Annotated in this window: 13 protein-coding genes and 7 tRNA genes; 8 read left to right on the top strand and 12 right to left on the bottom strand. The window is 35.8% G+C overall.

The genetic code is table 11. The features are described 5' to 3' along the window. Nucleotides 1-42 precede the first annotated feature (42 nt). Nucleotides 43-1,065 carry an N-acetylmuramoyl-L-alanine amidase gene (locus tag EG359_RS20020; RefSeq protein WP_076357424.1) on the bottom strand — a complete coding sequence of 341 codons (1,023 nt, stop codon included), beginning with the start codon at nt 1,063-1,065 and terminating at the stop codon, nt 43-45. A gap of 135 nt (nt 1,066-1,200) precedes the next feature. On the opposite strand from EG359_RS20020, the gene EG359_RS20015 reads away from it, so the two are divergent. The 3 genes from EG359_RS20015 (at nt 1,201) to EG359_RS20005 (ending at nt 1,479) form a co-directional block, all read left to right on the top strand. Continuing rightward, nucleotides 1,201-1,285 (top strand) — tRNA-Ser (locus tag EG359_RS20015). A 14-nt stretch (nt 1,286-1,299) separates the two neighbouring features. Next, a tRNA-Pro gene (locus EG359_RS20010) sits at nt 1,300-1,374 on the top strand. Between the two features lie 31 nt (nt 1,375-1,405). Then, nucleotides 1,406-1,479: transfer RNA gene (locus EG359_RS20005), tRNA-Arg, on the top strand. 126 nt (nt 1,480-1,605) lie between these two features. Here the strand turns inward: EG359_RS20005 and EG359_RS20000 are convergent. From EG359_RS20000 to EG359_RS19990, 3 genes are all read right to left on the bottom strand, one after another. Next, complete coding sequence (locus EG359_RS20000) at nt 1,606-2,547, bottom strand: alpha/beta fold hydrolase (RefSeq protein WP_164463087.1); 942 nt, start codon at nt 2,545-2,547, stop codon at nt 1,606-1,608. A 188-nt stretch (nt 2,548-2,735) separates the two neighbouring features. After that, entirely contained in the window at nt 2,736-3,794 is a 1,059-nt protein-coding gene (locus EG359_RS19995) for a serine hydrolase domain-containing protein (protein ID WP_076357420.1), read from the bottom strand. Nucleotides 3,795-4,054: 260 nt separating this feature from the next. Then, nucleotides 4,055-4,510, bottom strand: coding sequence for a thermonuclease family protein (locus EG359_RS19990; protein ID WP_228450477.1), 456 nt, complete (start codon nt 4,508-4,510; stop codon nt 4,055-4,057). 357 nt (nt 4,511-4,867) lie between these two features. Between EG359_RS19990 and EG359_RS19985 the strand changes: the two genes are divergently transcribed. The 4 genes from EG359_RS19985 (at nt 4,868) to EG359_RS19970 (ending at nt 5,511) form a co-directional block, all read left to right on the top strand. Beyond that, a tRNA-Pro gene (locus tag EG359_RS19985) sits at nt 4,868-4,942 on the top strand. A 16-nt stretch (nt 4,943-4,958) separates the two neighbouring features. Continuing rightward, a tRNA-Arg gene (locus EG359_RS19980) sits at nt 4,959-5,032 on the top strand. 314 nt (nt 5,033-5,346) lie between these two features. Next, nucleotides 5,347-5,421 (top strand) — tRNA-Pro (locus tag EG359_RS19975). 16 nt (nt 5,422-5,437) lie between these two features. Further along, nucleotides 5,438-5,511: transfer RNA gene (locus tag EG359_RS19970), tRNA-Arg, on the top strand. A 134-nt stretch (nt 5,512-5,645) separates the two neighbouring features. Here EG359_RS19970 and EG359_RS19965 read toward each other — a convergent pair. Continuing rightward, nucleotides 5,646-5,852, bottom strand: a complete 207-nt coding sequence (locus tag EG359_RS19965) for a hypothetical protein (RefSeq protein ID WP_076357416.1) — start codon at nt 5,850-5,852, stop codon at nt 5,646-5,648. Nucleotides 5,853-6,276: 424 nt separating this feature from the next. Between EG359_RS19965 and EG359_RS19960 the strand changes: the two genes are divergently transcribed. After that, entirely contained in the window at nt 6,277-9,336 is a 3,060-nt protein-coding gene (locus tag EG359_RS19960) for a M60 family metallopeptidase (RefSeq protein WP_123867458.1), read from the top strand. Nucleotides 9,337-10,073: 737 nt separating this feature from the next. On the opposite strand, the gene EG359_RS19955 is transcribed toward EG359_RS19960, so the two are convergent. The 7 genes from EG359_RS19955 to EG359_RS19925 all read right to left on the bottom strand — a co-directional run bounded on the left by EG359_RS19955 (nt 10,074) and on the right by EG359_RS19925 (nt 20,289). Continuing rightward, the gene (locus EG359_RS19955) at nt 10,074-10,919 is read right to left on the bottom strand and encodes an SH3 domain-containing protein (protein ID WP_076357613.1); all 846 of its coding nucleotides are present in this window, start codon (nt 10,917-10,919) and stop codon (nt 10,074-10,076) included. Nucleotides 10,920-10,940: 21 nt separating this feature from the next. Beyond that, entirely contained in the window at nt 10,941-11,768 is an 828-nt protein-coding gene (gene prmA / locus EG359_RS19950) for a 50S ribosomal protein L11 methyltransferase (RefSeq protein ID WP_076357611.1), read from the bottom strand. Between the two features lie 334 nt (nt 11,769-12,102). Next, the gene (locus EG359_RS19945; RefSeq protein ID WP_076357609.1) at nt 12,103-12,816 is read right to left on the bottom strand and encodes a 3-ketoacyl-ACP reductase; all 714 of its coding nucleotides are present in this window, start codon (nt 12,814-12,816) and stop codon (nt 12,103-12,105) included. Nucleotides 12,817-13,133: 317 nt separating this feature from the next. Further along, the gene (locus EG359_RS19940; RefSeq protein ID WP_084180558.1) at nt 13,134-14,699 is read right to left on the bottom strand and encodes a calcineurin-like phosphoesterase C-terminal domain-containing protein; all 1,566 of its coding nucleotides are present in this window, start codon (nt 14,697-14,699) and stop codon (nt 13,134-13,136) included. Between the two features lie 48 nt (nt 14,700-14,747). Next, nucleotides 14,748-16,196 carry a SusD/RagB family nutrient-binding outer membrane lipoprotein gene (locus tag EG359_RS19935; RefSeq protein WP_076357607.1) on the bottom strand — a complete coding sequence of 483 codons (1,449 nt, stop codon included), beginning with the start codon at nt 16,194-16,196 and terminating at the stop codon, nt 14,748-14,750. A gap of 11 nt (nt 16,197-16,207) precedes the next feature. Further along, on the bottom strand, nt 16,208-19,180 hold the full coding sequence (locus EG359_RS19930; protein WP_076357605.1) for a SusC/RagA family TonB-linked outer membrane protein: 2,973 nt from the start codon (nt 19,178-19,180) through the stop codon (nt 16,208-16,210). 362 nt (nt 19,181-19,542) lie between these two features. Then, nucleotides 19,543-20,289, bottom strand: a complete 747-nt coding sequence (locus tag EG359_RS19925; protein WP_076357603.1) for a glycerophosphodiester phosphodiesterase family protein — start codon at nt 20,287-20,289, stop codon at nt 19,543-19,545. Between the last annotated feature and the right edge of the window lie 127 nt (nt 20,290-20,416).

The following is a 20,416-nucleotide window of genomic DNA, read 5'->3' as shown; positions in this document are numbered from 1 at the left end:
AGATAGCAAAAACGCATCTAACCGATGCGCTTTAACTTAAATTTATTTTACTGAATATTTTACATTTAAAGCTTGTAGTATTGCCCATGTTTCGGCATCCATAATTCCGTCATAGTTTTGTGGACGGAAGTGATATTGAAATGCTTCAATGGTTTTCTTGGTAGCATCATCCCATTTTCCGCTAGGCTCTACTCCATATCCGAATTTTTGCAAAGCAGTCTGAATACCGAAAATAAATGACGGATCACTATATTTTACGGCAAAGTCTTCTTGTGCAAGATCAAAGTAATCCTGTTTGGTAGTCTGGTCATACCACATCCCTATCTGATACTCATCATAAAGTTTTTTCCATGGGAACATAGGCCCTGGATCCTGTTTTCTTGCAGGGGCAATATCTGCATGAGCAAGAACATTGGTTGCAGGAATTTGATATCTTGTAATAATGTCTTTTGCCAATGCTGCTACTTTTCTTACCTGATCGTCACTAAAAGGAGCAAATACTCTTGTACCTGTTCCATTAGGGAAACCTGCATTCACAATTTCAATTCCTATTGAAGTATCGTTAAGGTTTTTGTCACTTCTCCATGAGCTTACTCCTGCATGGTAGGCACGCTTATTCTCATCCACCAGCTGATAGATTTCGTTATCTCCTGTATTATTTACCAGATAATGGGCACTTACAGCCTGTTGTGTAAGAACTGTAATGGATTTATCATCCGGAAGTGCCGTATAGTGTAATATAAGGTAACGCTGTCTGAAATTCTGAGCAACGGCAGGGAAATAAGTTTTCACTACCTTATATCCGGCCGGTTTTGCAGATACAATAGAACCGTAACTTGCCGTATTATCATTTTTTGTTGCGTCTGCTATATTAGTAGTAAAAAATTCTACGCCGTGCTCGTTTGTAATTTTTGGTTTTGGAGCTTCCGAAGTTTGTGTTTTAGCTACAGGTTTTGGCTGTACCACTGGGGTTTTCGGTTTATATGTATTTTTTTTCACATTTTGCTGTGAAGTACATGAAAAAACAAATGTGCTTAATCCGATGATATATAATGTTTTACGCATCAGTTTGGTTTTTGAATGATTTATTACCTCAAAAATACACAAATTTTTCTTGAATTTTATTTGGTAAATAAAGAAATCTATTCTATATTTGCACTCGCAATAACGGAACAACGATCATTAAAAAATAAACAAAAAGGAGGGTTGCCAGAGTGGTTAATGGAGCAGTTTGCTAAACTGTCGACGCGAAAGTGTCGCAAGGGTTCGAATCCCTTACCCTCCGCACTCTTATATATTCGGGGCGTAGCGTAGTCCGGTCATCGCGCCTGGTTTGGGACCAGGAGGTCGCAGGTTCGAATCCTGCCGCCCCGACTGTTTTAGTAATTTTCTCAAAATTACAAATGGGTGCGTAGCTCAGCTGGATAGAGCATCTGCCTTCTAAGCAGACGGTCAAAGGTTCGAATCCTTTCGCGCTCACAAATAAGGCCATTTAAAACATATGTTTTAAATGGCCTTATTTTTTTATATAGGTTTCCTTATTATCATTTCTTTCAGAATTTCCATTCATTGTAAATAAGCCTAATCAGATATCTATTATTTATCTTACTTACTTTTTAAGGAAATTAGACATTCCTCATATATGCCACTTAAAGCTTCTGCTACAATTTTAGGGTCTTGTTGATGTATTCCATGACTGTAACGCGGTAACAGGATAAGCTGACTATTACTGTTATTTTTTATCATCTCTGCATAATGCTTTATTCTTAATTCATCCAACTCTTTCCACCACGAGGCTAAATTAATCCCTAATTTCAGTTTTTCATTCATTTTTGTTTCGTAATCTTCAATATGCTTGTTGTATGAAATCATTACGGTTACAGGAATATCTTTAAGAGGCTGTAAAGATTTGTACCTTTTAAAGAACTCCGATGAACTCTCATTCAACTCTCTCTTTGCTTCAGATCTAAACCCATCTGATGTTGAGCTATCATTGATGATGTTTTTAAGATTTATCTCAAATAATTCCCTATACCCTGTTAAGCTTGATGTATTTATTTTCACTTTGCTGTCTTCATCTTTTGTAAGCATAAAATCTGTTGGATCTATAAAAAACAACCCACAAACTTCATTTGGATACATTGAAGCATACAAACGTATAAACGGTCCGCCTATCGAGTACCCTACCAATAGATAGGGTGGGCTTATTTTTAAAGTTGCTAACAAATCGTGAAGCCTTTTTATAACATCTTCATCTGTTTTTATGGAAGTATCTATTTCCGACTCCCCAATTCCATTCCTATCATAAACTATTCCTGGATATTTTTTTTGAATAAAAGGGAACAAGCTTCCATACCCACCGCCACCTGAACCAAGCCCACTTTCAAAGACTAGAATTGGCTCATTAGCTTTTCTTTCATCAAGCCCAAAAGTTTTATATGCCATTTGTTTATTGTTGATCGATATAAATTTCCTTTCAGAAGTCTGCGAAAAAACTAATGTAATTGAAAAGAAAATAATAAATACAGATATTATTATAGATTTCATCTCTATTATTTTTGGCATAAGTGTAATGAACTTAAAATTGCTATCAGCTCAAAAAACACATACAATGTGTAATCTGAATACTTTAAACAATATTAATGAATTTTTAAAGGCTACAATACACTTTATCAATATCATCATAAAAAAACCACTTCAAATGTTGAAGCGGTTTTCTTCTTTACATCTACAATCTATTTCAAAACTTTATCGTAAATTGTATTGAGCAGATTTTGTCTCATTTTTGAGTTTCTTTGGTTTAAAAGAATGATAAATCCCCATTTTTTAGCCCTATTGTAGCAAATGATTGAAGATTGCCCCATAGAATCTCCGGACTTTAAATAGATTGTATTCTGATCATCAGTACTAATGCCAAGCCCTAAACCCATTTCTCTTTTTTCATCTTTATAATAGATCTTTTCTGTTATTAATGCAGCTTCAGATATAGGATTTCCTTGGGTTAAAATTGCTTTTAGATAAGTTATCATATCAGAAGCATTTGATTTTACCAATCCGGCAGGTGCGGTAACGTTCCATTTGAAAAATTCCTGAGCACCACCATCAGGATTGTAACCTGTTGTTTTATTTTTCACATTAAATTCCTTTGTGAATGTATTTCTCATTTTTAAAGGTTGAATTATTTTCTCACTGATTATTTCATCATAACTTTTACCGTACACTGTTTCCAGGATTTCTCCCATTAAAGTATATCCAATGGTAGAATAACGAAACTTCCCATAGTCAACAAGTTCAGTACATTTATTGATCATAGAAGCCAAAGATTCCTCAGTAACACTACTCACAGGCTGCTGTGGATTCAATTCCATTAATTTCCCAAAATCCAAGTCAGGTAAACCGGATTGATGAGATGCGAGATCTGAAATTTTTATCTTGTTTTTAAGATTCGCGTTTAAAACATATCTTTTTGGTAAATAGCTGTCAATATAATCATCTACTTTAAATTTATGATCAATAACAGCCTGCGCAATTAAATTGGAAGTCAAAATTTTAGTAATAGAAGCAATTTCGAAAATGGAATTTTTATCAATATTAACTTTGCTTTCTTTGCTCAGCTTACCATATGCTGTGAAAAATTCTTTATTGTTGTCGATAAACCCAACACTAATTCCTACATCAGGATTCTTTTGATAATTATCCTTTACGATGGAATCAATTTTCTTGGAAAAATCTTGTCCAAAAGAAAAACTGCTGATTAATAATAGAACTGCTAAAAAGGTGAATGAAGTTTTCATTGTATCGTTATTTAATGTTATAAAATTATTTCGATACAAATTTGAAAAAGCAAAATCTCTTATGCGACCGAATAAAAATATTCGACCTTATTTATAAAAAGAAATAGGTAGGAATAGTTAAAAAAAAGAGTACGAATAATTACAAATAACTATAAAACAATATATTACAAAACCAATTCAATACACTTTTAGTTTTTCTCCAAAAGGATTATTAATGAAATATTCTAAATAAAAATATACTTCAACCAATATTTCTATTATTAATTTTTAGCAACTTGATACTTTTTACTTCTTTGTTCCCTCTTCATTTTCCTGTATTCCCAAGGAGCCATTGCATGAACATCCTGCCAAAGACCAACATTAGTACGTTGTGCATTTTGCTGCAATTGTCCCAAAGAGGCATCCTTGGAATAAGAGAAGTACCACCACCCCATTCCTGCTTTTATCAGCTCTTTTGAAAGGTACTTGCCATTATCATAGTAGACCTTGGCTACGGAACGGCCATAGCGGTCTTTATTGGTTTCAATAAACTTAACTGTTTTACCAAATACCTGAGCCGAAGTAAACTGCTTGGCATTTTTACCAAACGGCTGTCCGCTTTCAGGGCAATCTACCTCAGCAAGTCTTAGCTTTTTTTGTTCGTTTCCTTTTAAAAGTAAGGTAATAGTATCTCCATCTGAAATTTTGATTACTTTTCCGCTTGTTTGAGAAAACATGATGACCGGAAAAAATAAGCTCAACAACATTAATCGTTTCATCCGGCAAATATAGGAATTAAGGGAGATTTTTGTGTTTTTAGATGAGAAAAAGAAGCTTGTAAATTAACTTTCTTCTTTTCGTACTGAATTTAAAAACGCTGCTCTTGCAATCTTTTTTCCAAATCTTCATATCAGTTTAAAAAAATAAATATTTTCTAAAATCATAAATCCATGGTTATTAACTTAATAAAGACAATCAAAAGTGTTCACAAAAAAATAATTAAAAATTCTTCTCATTTTATTTTTTTTATTCCAAAAAGTATTGCAACTTTGCAACCCCAAAAACGATGTAAGATTCGTTATTGATGGCCATCTCGGGGCGTAGCGTAGTCCGGTCATCGCGCCTGGTTTGGGACCAGGAGGTCGCAGGTTCGAATCCTGCCGCCCCGACTTTTCAAGATTTTAAGGGTGCGTAGCTCAGCTGGATAGAGCATCTGCCTTCTAAGCAGACGGTCAAAGGTTCGAATCCTTTCGCGCTCACAAAAAGACTCACAGGAAATTGTGGGTCTTTTTTGTTTTAATTTCACCTGAACTTTCCAATAAACCTAGCTACCACCTGAATTAAATAAACACCACACGGGACACCAATGAGAAATAAAGAACAAAAAAAATATTTTTTTTTCAATTTTAATTAAAACAATCTAAGATCATGGTTATTAAATAAGTACGGATGATCAAAAAGGATTCACAAAAAATTAATTAAAATTTATTCAGTATTTTATTTTTTTATTCCAAAAAGTATTGTACCTTTGCAACCGCAAAAACGAAGTAAAATTCGTTATTGATGGCCACCTCGGGGCGTAGCGTAGTCCGGTCATCGCGCCTGGTTTGGGACCAGGAGGTCGCAGGTTCGAATCCTGCCGCCCCGACTTTTCAAGATTTTAAGGGTGCGTAGCTCAGCTGGATAGAGCATCTGCCTTCTAAGCAGACGGTCAAAGGTTCGAATCCTTTCGCGCTCACTAAATGAGACAACTATTAAATAGTTGTCTCATTTTTTATACCCATAATCATCTGCAGCCCAACCTCTTACAATTGGTATATTTAGAGTTCGATTTTTGAAGATAGAATTCTTCTATTACTTGTTTGAAATTATCTAGAAAAGCCTCAATATCTTTCCTATAGGACTTTTTCGCAAATTCGAAATCTCCTTAGGTATATAGTGTCTTTTTTTCTGATTTTTTGAGATAAGATAAAGCAAGTCTAATATAACTGCTATTTCTTCATCATCTACTTTAATGTCATTCTTTACTAATAGGGCAATTGCCTGTTCAATTGATGTTTTTTTATAAGTGAAATTCATTTTTCATATTTTTTCGATTAGCTTCTATCGTAGTATATTGTTCTTACTTGAAAAATTTGATAAAAGTCAAAAAAAAAAACATAATTTCTCTCTTAAATTTTTATATCGCCTACCATCTTTAATCATATCTTTTAATTTTCTTTTTTAATACTTCTTTAAAATTCATTAGAATCATTGTCACATTTTGTGAAATAAAATCACCTCATTTAGTAAATATTTCATGGATTAACACATTATGAAATTTAATATATTGATTTATAGCTACATATAATCAAGTAGTACATTAATAGTATATTGTTTTTTTTTGATTCTTCTTATAATTAAGTTTTTTTGCTTCATATTTTAAGAATAATGAACTTTTAAAGATATCCATCTTTGAAAACTAATTCAGAAATCTATCAACCTTAATAAATAAAATAACTATATGAAAAAATTATTATTGAATTTCTTTATTTTATGGGGAACGCTTGTATTTTCACAGCTTTATCAGGTTCCCGTCTATTCAATTTCATCTTTGCAACCGGCGCAGCCGGGGAATAAAGTTACAAATCTGCTTGACGGTGATAATACCACGATTTATCATTCGAAATGGTATCAGAACGGTATTCCGGATGAGCTTAAATTTTATTTTACCTCGAATGTCACCAGCATTAAAAAGCTGGTTTACACTCCCAGACAATCCGGGGGGCCAAACGGTAGGTGGACCAATGTAAGTATTTCCTACAGTACACAGGGGGCTCCCAATACTTTCATCTCGGTAAGCAATAATTTAATTTGGGCATCCAACACTCAGGATAAAGAAGTTGTTTTTCCAACAGCTATCCAGAACCCTTACATGATTAAAATTTCAGTAAACGCTGGCATTGGAAACTTATCGAGCGGAGCGGAGATGAAATTCTTTTCTGAAACACAACCTGCGATTACTGACGGTATAGACTGTAGCATCAATACGTCAGAATTAAGTATAAATGACACGAAAGCTACCATCATCCCTTCAGGAACAACCGCATCATCTTACCAGGGGGGAAACAATATCGATAAATCTTATGATAATGATGTAAATACGGTGTACCACTCTTCGTTCAACAATCCTACTTTTCCGGTGGTATTAAATTACAGATTAGACGGGGTCACTCCTATTGATTATCTGAAATATACGCCTAGATCCAGCGGGTTAGATGGTCGGTTTGGAAGCGTGAACATAAGTTACAATACTACTGCAAACAGTACGTTTGTTAACCTGATGTCATTTGATTTTCAGCATTCTTTTTCTCCTATCAGTGTCTACTTTCCCAACCAGATAACTCCTTTAAATGTAAGAATTACCGTAAACAATAGCCAGGGAAATATTGCTAGCTGTGCCGAAATGGGCTTTTATACAGTAGGCTCTTCAGGAGCTGTAAATCCTTACGACAATATTTTTGCCAACACACTTTACTCAGCATTAAAACCTTCTGTTATTCAGGCAGATATTGATGGGATGGCATCACCGTTCTATAAAGGGCTGGCACAGTGCCTGTTCAATGGAACTTATGCAAATAAATACAGGGTTCAGGATTATAAGGTTTACCCTCCTATTTCTGTTACCACAGGTAATTTAAAGGTGGCAAGCGGCTACGACAGTTTTGAAAATCCTACAGGTATTGTCTTTGCACAGGGAGATAAAGTGGCCTTGTTTGCTCAGAATATCCCTTCCGGTGTCAGCATCTCGTTGCAGGTAAAGGATTTTTCTACCGTTCTTCTCGGTACTACCTCCTATTATGAACTTCATAATGGTTTGAATGTATTTCAGCTGACCAACAGTGGTTTAGGATACATCAGTTATTATAATACCAATGCAGCTTTGCCTGATATCAAAATCAATATTGTCTCCGGTAAGGTCAATGGACTATATCATTATCAGACCTCTACGCAAAGTGACTGGGAAACCAATCTTACAAATTCAGCATATCATATGATTGACGTTGTGGGGCAGCATTCTCATTTGGTTTACAAAAAAAGCATGCTGAGAAATCATGCTCCTTTTAATCCTGCAGAGCTTGTTTCAAAATATGACCTTATTGTAAAAAATGAATGGCTTGTGATGGGGTTGTATAAATATAATTTAGTTCCCAAAAACCGTATGTTCGGATATAGTAATAATGAAGGAGGCTGGCATGCTGCCGAACTAGGTATAAATTTGGATTCTGACGGGGGCGAAGAGAAGATAGCTGATGTCAATCAATTGTCTTTATGGGGAATTGCACATGAATTCGGGCATGTCAATCAGATAAGACCGGACGTTAAATGGATTGGCACTACAGAGGTTACTAATAATATGCACAGTACATGGGTAGATTATCATATGAATCCACAAAACGATGGAATGTCCAGCATGGAAAGAGAGTCTGTAGTACCGACAACAGGAATGGAGAGCATTGAAGGAGGAAGAATAAACGGAGCCATTTTGAATACAACCGTCAATCAGGAAGCTTTACAAGGGAATACCAATCCGGATGTTTTTAAGGTGCTGGTACCTTTCTGGCAACTTGAACTGTATTATCAGCTGGCGGGAGCTTCAAGAAATGCCCCGGTTCTTTCCTTTAACTATCCGACTAACTATACAGGAGTAGATTATGCACACTGGTTTGGGACGGTTGCAAACGTTGCAAGAAGTTATAATTCTTCTGGGATTTCAAATGGTGAACTGCTTCTGAATTTTGTGAAGAATACCTGCGATGCGGTACAGGAAGACTTAACCGGATTCTTTATTAAAACCGGATTTTTAAAGCCTGTAAACAACTATATTGATAATAACGGTATCGGGCAGCTTATCATTACACAAGCTCAAATCGATGCTACCATTGCATCCATACAAGCTAAGAACTATCAGACACCGGTTTCGCCGGTAATACATTATATTTCATCCCGAAGTATTGAGGCTTTCCGTAACCAGCTTCCGCTTAGCGGACAAACAGGTCAGGGAGTTACTTTAAGCAATAATTATCTTACTGTACAGCACAGTGTTTGGAAGAATGCAGTTGCCTATGAAACATTCAATGCCAATAATCAATTGATTTATGTATCTGTTATGGGAACGGGTGATACTAGCAATCAAACTACAAAGGTATACTACCCTTCTACCGCTACAGCTGTTTATGCAGTGGGGTATGATGGACAGAAAATTTTGGTTTATCCTTCTTTTCCCTTGGAAACACTTACTACCACGGAAGCAGAAAACAAAGGTTTTGAATTGATTGTCTATCCTAATCCTGTGGAACAGAATGACACAATTCACATTCAGTTAAAAAATGCATCAGGAAATTACAATGCACAGATTTCCGGTCTGGATGGCAAAGTAATATTCAGTTCAAAGGGAAGTCTTGAAGCTATTGAAAGGGAAATAAATACAGAGGTTCTTAAATATCATACAGGAATTTACTTACTTTCTTTGAAAGATGCAAAAGGTAAGGCCTTTAAAACCGTTAAGATTATTAAAAGATAATTTTAAACATTTTGCAATACACTCACATAACAGCTTTAAAGTCTATTTCGTGAGTGTATTGCTTTTAAAAGCATGAAATCTTTTATAAGAAATTAGATTACGATCTAGTTGCTTGTTCAAAAATATTGAAGTCATATAAAATTCAAAATTATCTATTAGGTTTATTAAAATTCGATCAGTATCGGCAAGAAATTGGTTCGAAGATAATACTGTCAAGGCCACAAAAGACTCACAATTTTTGTGAGTCTTTTTGCTTTTATAGATGTTATTACTTCTAATGACTGGAAATGATTCCATATTCATTTCGCAAGGTGAAAACTCCGTTTCATTTACCTATTTTGCTGCATCAACTTAACTTTTACCCCCATAAATAGCTATTATTATTACTTTTAAAGCGGTAAGCTTTAACAAGGGAGCCATTAAATGTTAGTTTTATGATGTAAGGAAACCTGATTAAGGGTCAATAATTTTTTTGTGCAACTTTATATTCCCTATAGCCATTATGGCTAAACTATACACTTAATCATGTTTGGGTAGGATTGGTTGACTCCAATCCTATTTTTTATTTCTCTTCTCTATTGTGACAGAAATGAGAAAGCCCCAAAAAAGCCTCTACACTATTGTAAAGGATTCTTTATTGTCAGAACTTATATTCATCTATCATTATCATTCAATAGGATTTTAAAACAAAAAACCACTGTATTGTACAGTGGTTCATTTATTTTTTAATGAAGATATTATTTCAACCTGTAAGAAGTTCCATTCCAAAGATAAGTCTTGGATGAACGTTTTTTTGTTTCCCTTTCTTTTTCGTCTGTTTCCATATCTTCTACCTTAAGGATAAAAGCATCGGAAATACCTCCTTTATCATTTGGAAAAACATATTCTTCACTATGATAATAAGCACCTGCATCTCCTACGTTCATCAACTGTGGCAGTGCAATGAGTTTTTTATCCTTAAAAAGAACATATTGATCATAAGTTGCAATACCACATGCTTCACCCGAAACCATTGCTTTCAGGGTAAACTCAACATTCTGTAACTTGTGATTGCTTTCAATATTGAATGCAGCTATACTTAATTCTTCTCCTCTTCCTGTATCAAAATATACCTCATCAATCAGGGTATTCCCCTCCATTACTTTGATTCCTGCTATATTTTGTTTCTCAGTTTCATTAAGCGTTTTAATTTTCCTATCTATTGTTTTTGATAAACCAAAAAGGAAATCATACCCATTTTTATTACGATAGCCTACACAAAGATTTCCTCCCCAAACATATCCCTCAGAGGTCACATCTCCTTTCTGATAGGAAATCTTATACCAATTGGCATTTCTTTCTCCTAATTTCAGAACAGGAACTGTTTCTACCTTTTGAAGAACCATCACGGGTTGATTGACCTGTAACGAGTCTGTGATCTGAGCACTGACACTGGGCTCTTTTCTTACTCTTGTCCAATCTGTAAAAATTTTCTGGGTTTTATTTTCTGTAAAACCAAAAACACCATCCGCATACACTTCATTTTCCTGAGCTGCAAAAAGCTGCAACATCAGTATACATAAAGCTGTCAACAAGGTTTTCATATCTGTATTTTGTTTTTATTATTATTTTTCAAGCAATAGACTTACCCATTCTTCTCTCTGCAGCTTTTTCTTCAAGGTAAGACCACTTTCTTTACATACTTCCAGAATATCATCTACATCAAAGAAGCAAAGTCCTGAAAGCAATAGTTTCCCCCCTTCATTTAACACAGAAACATAGGTTGGAATATCTGAAATCAGAATATTTCTGTTAATATTAGCCAGAATAATATCGTAATTTTCCTTTCCAAGGTTTTCTGCTGTTCCCTGCTCAATATCAAGTTCAACACTGTTTCTCGCAGCATTTTCCTTTGAGTTTTCTACAGACCATTCGTCAATATCAATTGCTTTTGTATCCCCTGCACCCTGCTGTTTTGCATAGATAGCCAATACAGAAGTTCCACATCCCATATCCAATACTTTCTTCCCGGTAAAGTCGATATCCATCATCTGCTGAATCATCAGGTGTGTTGTTGGGTGGTGTCCTGTTCCGAAAGACATTTTAGGCTGGATGATAATCTCATGCATTCCCGGTACAGATTCATGGAATTCTGCTCTGATTAATACTTTATCGTCGATATTGATAGGAGAAAAGTTTTTTTCCCACTCTTCATTCCAGTTGATGTTTGGCATTTCTTCATAAGAATACTCAATTTTTACATTTTCGTTTTCAAAGATGGAAAGTGCTTTAAGCTGATCTTCGTGAAACAACTCTGTCTGGATATATCCTAAAATTCCGTGAATTTCTTCTGTAAAGCTGTCAAAACCTATTTCAATAAGTTCTGCCATTAATATCTCATTCCAAGGTTGCAATGGAGTAATCTTGAAGTTGAATTCTAAATAATTTTGCATGTGAATAATTTGGTGCAAAAATACTAATGTTATTATTGCTAAAAAAATAGAAAGGCTAAGTTTTAGCTAAAGCCAGAGGATTTTATGATTTTGTTCAGTGGGCTGAAGCTTATTTTTATTGAATTCTGATATGACACTCTTGCTGATTATGGAGATTAAGCAGATTGTTGTGAGAAAGATGGATAACCTGTGAGAAACAAAGTTATTTTTTCGGACGTAAAATAAAAAAGCGGGCTTCCATTGACTGGATTTCCCGCTTTTATTAGATTTCATTATTCAAGACAAGCTTACAGGTGTTTCCGTATCTTACCTTGAATTTTAAGTTTTCTAATTTCTATGGATTTGTAGAGAAGATAGAACCATTAGCAATTAATGCTCTTCTGTTCATTTTCAAGATATCTCTTACCCATTCTGCAAAATCCTCAGGTTGTAATACAGTATCCGGATTTCCATCTGTAAGTCCTCCTTGAATACTCATATCAGAAGCAATTGTGCTTGGTGTTAGGGTCACTACACGGATGTTTTGCTTTCTCCATTCTGCCATCATAGATTGTGATAATGAAACTACAGCGGCCTTTGAGGCTGCATACGCTGACATATTCGGGCCTCCTTTTAATCCTGCTGTGGAAGCTACATTCACAATATCACCCTCTCCTTTAGCTTTCATAAATGGGTGTACGGCCTTAGCTGCATAATACACTCCAAATAAATTGGTTTTGATTACCTGTTCCCATGTTTCAGAAGGCATATCTTCAATGGTTCCGAAGTCTCCAATACCTGCATTGTTCACAAGAATATCTACTCCGCCTAGTTTTTCAGCTAAAGCTTCAATTCCTGCTTTTACAGCTGCTTCATCATCAATACTGAATACTGCATAGGCAGCATTTACTCCTAATTTTTGAATTTCGTCAACTGTATTTTTAAGGTTCTCTTCGTTTCTTCCTGTAATGGCAATATTCACTCCTTCATTGGCCAAAGCTAATGCTACAGCTTTACCTAATCCTCTTCCACCACCTGTTACAATGGCATTTTTTCCGTTTATATTCATAGTAATAATACTTTTCGTGTTACAAAGTTACAAAAGAACATTTTTACGGAATGGAAAGAATAGAGATTTAATAGTTTTTTAATGGTTTGATAGATATTTAACCCTTGAATTTCACTAAAATCAAAATAATAAGTTTAGGCTAAAGCCATTGGAATTGGGTATTATTAAGAAAGCGGGCTAAAGCCCGCTTCTATTGAATTTTTATTTAAAACTGATATTCAGGTATTTTCCGACAACTTTAAACTTCAGCAAAAACAAAGCCGGCTCACGATGAACCGGCTACTCAATCTAAAAAAGTATAGTAAAAAATGAAAAACTTAAGGAATCTGGATGGCATTCTGCACTTCAAACTCTTCTGAAGCTGAGAATTGATTTCCATACATATCTACGGCTCTAACCTCAACTTTATGTTTTCCTAAGGCTAGTTTTTTAGGAAAGTCTGCTTCCCAGATATGTTTTGCTATTTCGGGATTGGATGGTCTTCTTCCTTGTAAAATTTTCTCTGTGGTGTCCCATTTGAAAACAGAAAGAGCAAAATTTGGGTCAATGGTTTCATCATACTCCATTTCTTCCCATTTTCCGTTGTCTATTCTGTATTCAACCTTGTCTTTTTTGCTTCCGATAAAGAAGTTAGCCAATACTTTTGCTGAAGTTTTTGATGGAAAAGGAATCACCTTTGGAACGTATAATTTGATTTGATAATCGTCCGGTTTTCCGGCTGTCTTATATTTCACTTTATATTGGTTATCTGTAAAGCTGATGAATGAATACCCTTTGGCTGTTCCATCTCTCATCGTTGAAGTAGGAAGTCCCTCTTCATCGGGTGTTCCCGAATACCAGTCACCGCAAGTGGTTCCTACGTTGTATTCATGTAGTTCTTTTACACCATTCCATCCTGCTTTTTTACCATAGAAAATCTGCTGTTGAATATGGGTATGTGCCGATAAAAGCAATACATTCGGGAAAGGATTTAGGAAATCGAATAACTTCTGACGGTCTGCATTTCTGAAACTGTCTTCATTGTTATGCTCTAACGGAATATGGAAAGACACTACAATAAGTTTGTTTTTATCAACCAGTTTCAGGTCGTTTTCAATAAACTGCAGCTGGTCTTCTCGGAAACCACCCCAATATCCTTTACCATCTCTTGGATCAGGATACAAGATGTCATCCAGAATAATGAAGTGAACATTTCCATAATTGAAAGAATAATTGGCAGGACCAAAATTGGATTCGAAGGTTTCATCGGAAAGATGGTCATCTTTAGCATCATAGTTCATGTCATGATTCCCCATGACGTTATACCAAGGCAGCCCGACTTCTTTCATTACGTCTGCATAAGGTTTCTGCAGGCTTAGATTATCTCCTACAAGATCTCCTAAACTGATTCCCAGCACTGCATTTTTCTTGGTATTTTTAACTTCATTTACAATTCCTCTCTTAAAGTAATCCAATTCTTTCTCGGTATAAGGCTGTGGATCTCCAAAAACCAGAATATCAAAGTTTCGATCTTCATTCTGCTTATAAAGTGGGAAATTTAATTCCTTGGGAAGGTCTCCGGTTGGTGCAACTCCCTTGTACTTAAAATCTGCTGGAGAACCTTTGGGCTTATGATGGTAATAAAACTGTGGTAGATTGTTGCTATTTAAAGCGGTCTGATAGCCCGATGGCTTGATCACAAAAAAGGTCTGATCTTCCTGAATTGGCAGGCTATAACGTCCGTTTTTATCTGTTAATACAACCTGAACTCCGTTGGAAACAGCGACTCCTTCAATCCCTTTTTCACGGTTTTCTTTCTTTTGGTTTTTATTACTGTCTTCGTATACATATCCTGAAACAGAAGATTGAGAGAATGCCATTGCTGAAATCAATAGACAAGGCATTAAAAGTTTTATTTTGATACTCATTTTATTTCTTTTTACTTATTAAGTTTATTTATTCCACCACATTTTTACGTTGATATTGTCACCGCCCATCTCCTGAACTGCCGCCTGATAGTTCTCCATATTTAAAACTCTTGAATTAGGTGGATACATTAATCTTTGAGGAAGATTTCCTCCATTTAAAAGTCCACCGTTATTAGGCAATTCGGGGAAGCCTGTTCTTCTTTTTTCAAACCATTGCTGCTGATCTACAAAGAAGAGCGATATGTATTTCTGAAGCATAATTTTTTTCAGACTTCCCGTTCCGAAAGCTACATTCGGATTATCAAAATAATTGGCAGGAACCACCGATCCCCATTGTTCTATAGAACCTTTTACTCCATTTTCATAAAAGGTCTTTGCACTTCCAGAAATGATCCCCTTCAATGCCAGTTCTGCCAATGTAAACTGAAGTTCAGCATAGGGATAAACAAAAATCTTTAATGGTGCTTTAGCTAAATTCTGGTTAAGGTTTGATGGCTGATTGGTAAATACGGTTCCAAAGGGATATCCTGACGGTGCACCCAGGTATCCAATATTATTTCCTTTAGGATCTTTTGCCTGAGAGAAAAACATGGAAATACGTGGATCATTATTAGCTTTCATACTCTCTACAAAGAATTCTGAAGCGGCTCTACCTGTGGTAAAATCCTGATATCTTGCAATAGGAGGCATTAATGGATAAATTCCTGAAATATCTACTTTTACCGCATCCGCATTACTTTGGAAAATCGGAAATATTGTTGGATTATTTGTTATTTCCTGAATTCTTTCTTTAACATTCACTTCTCCATCTCTGTTTAAAATCCTTGTCAAAAGTCTTAGAGAAAGAGAATTACAGAACTTCTTCCAGTTGATAATTCCGTTGGCATCTGTGTCTGCCTTGTAGAATAAATCTCCTCCGGAAAGCATTTTATTGGTAACAAAAAGGGAGTTTGCCGTTTTTAAGTCATCCAATAACTTTACATAAATATCCTTTTGCCTGTCAAATTTCGGTTGTGAAATATTTCCGTCCAATTGTGATGCTTCAGAAAACGGAACATCTCCATAGGTGTCTGTAAGGTTAGAATAAATCCAGGCATTCAGTACCATTGAGATGGCCTGATAGTTTTTATCTCCTTCAGCAACGGCTGCTTTTCTAAGGTCATCTACCTGCTTTAACCATCTGTAAGAATTATTCCAGAAGCCATTTCCTGTGTTTTCTGTGATGTAATAACGGCTCAGTGAGTTTCCTTCATTGGGAAAATCCAGAGAAACCTGCATGATATCAAAGGTAAAATCATTGGCTCTGTTATATCCTACCGAAGCCATATTGTACTGGATGGGAACCAACAAAGAACTGGCAACAGGTTCATTAATTCTACTGGTATCTTTATTGATTTCATCAAGACTCCTGTCACATGAAACAGTACTGCCTACAAGCGCTAGGAATGAACATATATAGATTAATTTTTTCATTTTTTCTGATTTTAAAATTTAACGTTTAACTGAATTCCAACGGTTCTGGCCTGAGGCAGCTGCCCCATTTCCACTCCCGGTGTGATGGTAGAATCATCCAGTGTTGCTGCTTCAGGATCAAATAATGGGAACTTCGTCCACATCCAAAGGTTTCTTCCGAATAAGGCAAGACTGATATCTGTAACTTTTAAAGGTTCAACTACTGATTTTGGGAATGAGTAAGAGATTCTGGCATCTCTCAGCTTAATGAATGAGGTGTCAAATGAATTGGTTTCCACGTTCGCTCTTCGGTAATAATCTCCATAATAAGTAGACACAGGAATTCCTTTTGTATTTGGTGAGAAGCTTCCGTCAGGGTTCTGTACCACTCCCTGGCCTACAATTAAACCTCCGGGATTATCTCTTCCGGCAAGGGTATGGGTAAGCTTCCCTTGTTCTGACATCTTGTGATGGGACTGCGAATAGGCCATTCCTTTGTACTGACCGTCGAATGAGAAGCTAATGCTAATATTTTTATATTTGAATTCATTTTGAAGACCTGCTCTCCACTTTGGATAGGCATTTCCAATTTTTCTTACTTCGGTTGGCTTGGCTGTTAACCCATCAGTATCATAAATTACCTGCCCGTCCGGAGAATATAGTAATCCATAACCATAAATATCTCCCAGAGATCCGCCTACCACAGCATTATAGTATACAACACTTCCTACGCTTCCCATGGTATAAGGTTTTCCCTGATATTCTTCCGGAAGTGAAAGAATCTTGTTTCTGTTCATGGACCAGTTGGCATTTACATTCCAGGAAAAGTTTTTATTCTTAATTGGATAAGCATTTAATGTCATTTCAATTCCTCTGTTTCTCAACTCTCCGGAATTGATAATTCTTTTGTTATAGCCTGTTTCATACAGCATAGGAATTACAATTGACTGGTCTTTAGAGTTGTTTTGATAGGCTGTGAAATTGAAAGTCAATCTGTTTTTCAGCACTGTAAAATCCATACCTCCTTCTATGTTGGTAATCATTTCTGGTTTAAGATTCGGATTCGGATATAATAGCGGAGATTCTACAGACCCTGTAAATGCACTGTTTTCGTAGTACTTTTCAAGCATATAGTTGTAGGTATCATTTCCAACTTTTGACCATGATAATCTTAGTTTCCAAAAATTCAGGTTATCAGATTTTATTTTAAAGATATCTGACAATACAAAAGATGATGATAAGGACGGATAGAAGTAAGATCTGTTATGAGCAGGAAGCGTACTGCTCCAGTCGTTTCTGGCCGTTACATCCAAAAATACCATATCCTTATAGCTGAAGTTGGCCAATGCGTACATACTGTTCACCTGATTATCATTAGGCTTAGGAAGCTTGGTTTCAAGAGAGGTAGCATTGGAAAGCTGATAAAGGCCCACTTTATTTAATCCATTGGCTCTGTAATCATTCATGATGTATTCATGATATCTGATATTACCTCCGGCAGAAGTATTTACTCCAAAGTTTCCGAATTTATTTTTATAGGTGAATAAAATATCATTATTCAGATCCAGATATCTGATGTATTGCTCTCTGTAAAAACCTTTCAGGTAATTGGCAGAACTCCAGGGTCTTCTCTGCGTACGAAGTTCATTATTCCACTCTACCCCGGTTTTATAGGTTACATCAAAGTTTTTTGCCAGCTGATAATTGATATTAATATTTCCTGTAATTGTTTTCTTATTGGTTCCGTTCAGGTTTTCGTATGCAATCAGGTAAGGGTTATCAATATAGGAGCTGAAAGGGTGAACCTGCTCTATCTGCTCCTGTCCTTTTCTCCAGATGGGTTTGTACCATGCAAGATCTACGTTAGGATTCTGGAAAATCATAAAGTACGAGATCGATTGGTTGTTGTAGCCCGTTGCAGGAAGGTTATCACTTTTTGTCTGGCTAAAATTGATTTTGGTTCCGATCTTCAGCCTGTTGCTAAGTTTATGATCTAAGGATAAGGCTGCATTCAATCTGTTGAATCCTGTATTCGGCATCATCCATTCATTCTTCAGATAGGAAAGAGATGTTCTGAAAGCTGTAGTCTCATTAGAATGCTCTATCGACAAGCTGTTTGAATAGTTAGAACCCACCTGCCAAAAATCTTTGATATTATTGGTATAAGGTCTCCAAAGTTTTCTTTCCAAGCTTTGTCCCTCTATGTTTGGGTCATATTGAAAGTAATACTGTCCTGCAAATTTTGGTCCGAATGCACTACTTGTAGATCCGGTATTGATCCCATCTACAGAAAGTCCGTAAGAATAATAATAGTTCCCGTTTTTGTCTTTCTGCTGGGTTCCCTGCCCATATTCATACTGGTAATCCGGCCATTTCAGAACGCTATCATAACTTGAATAGGAATTAAAGGTAATCTGAACTTTTCCTTTTTTACTTTTTCCTGATTTGGTGGTAATCATAATGGCTCCTCTGGAACCTCTGGAGCCATACAATGCTGAAGCTGTAGGACCTTTCAGGATAGAGATTGATTCAATATCATCAGGGTTGATACTATTGAAACTGTCTCCGTAATCAATGGGCAGATCACCTCCGGAGCCTGCACCATAAGCCGCTGTTCCGGTTCCGGTCTTTTTTCCACTCAAAGGAACGCCATCCACAACAATCAAAGCATCATTATTCCCCATATTCATGGAAATGTCTCCACGAAGCGTGATACGGGTTGTACCAAGAGGTCCGGCTCCCGCAGTCTGAACTTTCAATCCGGCAACTTTACCCTCTAAAGCCTGTGCCCAGTTGTTATTCTGGGTTTTTAAGATTTCCTCAGATTTAACAGTTTGAGTTGAATACCCTAAAGACTTATCGTGCCTTTTGATTCCCAAAGCAGTTACCACTACCTCATCAATTCCTTTGATCGTGTCTTTTTTAGCTTTCTGCTGAGCTGTCAGATTGACGCTGACTAATCCTAACAGTGACAAAACCAGCAGTTTTTGTGTCTCTTTACGCATATCCTTTTTGTTTGCGCAAAATTAGAGCGACATTACGAGTACGGCTTTAACACTATTTTAACATTTATTAAAGATTTATTGAATACTATATTAACTTTTTCTTAACAAAATGAATTAAATAGCTGATTTACAATAATTTAATTGATTAATAATTCTTAATGCCATTTCATAGCTATATTAATGTATCTTTATTGTCTTCACCTGAGATAATAAACCATAAAGCACTATTATTCAATACATTAAATGAAATTAAATTTTCAAAAATGTATTCTAATGGTTAAAAAGTGTGATTTTAAGGTAAAAAACAACAGTCTGCCCCTTTGCAGAGGCAGACTGTGGAATTTATTGATTGTTTAAAAGTGTTATTTATCTTTCAGTTGTTCAGGAATGTTTGTGGTTACAAACCCGATTCCTTGTTTTTTCAACTCATCGTATACTGCAACATCATTTACTGTCCATGAATTGGTAATAAGTCCTAATGTTTTCGCTTCTGAGATCCAGGTTGGGTTCTTCTGAAAAACACTGTAGTGATAATCCATTCCGTCAAGTCCTTCTTTTTTAATTTGTTCCGGAGACAATTCTCCGTTCAGGTATTGAACCTTAAAAGCAGGAGCTAGCTTTTTAATCTCCTTACAGATATTCAGGCTGAAAGAAATGAATTCACTTTGAGATTCCAGCTTCATATCCTTGATCATTTTAATGGTCTTTTGAGTAATCTCATTTTCAATTTCAGGAGTTTTGGCTGGCTTGATCTCTACAATAAGCTTTACAGATGGATCTTTTTTCCCTTGCTTTAAATAATCCTTTAAGGTAGGAAACTTTTCACCATTGGATAACTTCAATGCTTCCAGTTCCTTGAATGATGCTTCAGAAATCTCCATTTTACCGTGATGTTCATCGTGGTTAATTACCAATACCCCATCCTTAGTCATTCTCACGTCAAATTCAGATCCGTAAACCTTTAATTTCTGAGCATTCTCCAATGATGTAATGGAATTTTCCGTGGTAGGAGGCTGAGCCTGAAAATATCCTCTATGTGCGATAATCTGAGTTTGTGCTTTCATCAAAACTGTACTTAAAACTGCTAACCCTAAGATAAAATTTTTCATAATATAATTTAGATAATTAAAAACAAAGTCCCGAAACTTTTGATAAAGGTAGTTAATATGAGACTTATTGAGAAATATAAACCACAAAAGACAGCCTTTTAAGTCTTTTGTGGTTTAAGAAATTATT

It is taken from the genome of Chryseobacterium joostei (genome assembly GCF_003815775.1).
GTDB lineage: Bacteria > Bacteroidota > Bacteroidia > Flavobacteriales > Weeksellaceae > Chryseobacterium > Chryseobacterium joostei.
This window is presented reverse-complemented; position numbering and strand designations above follow the sequence as displayed.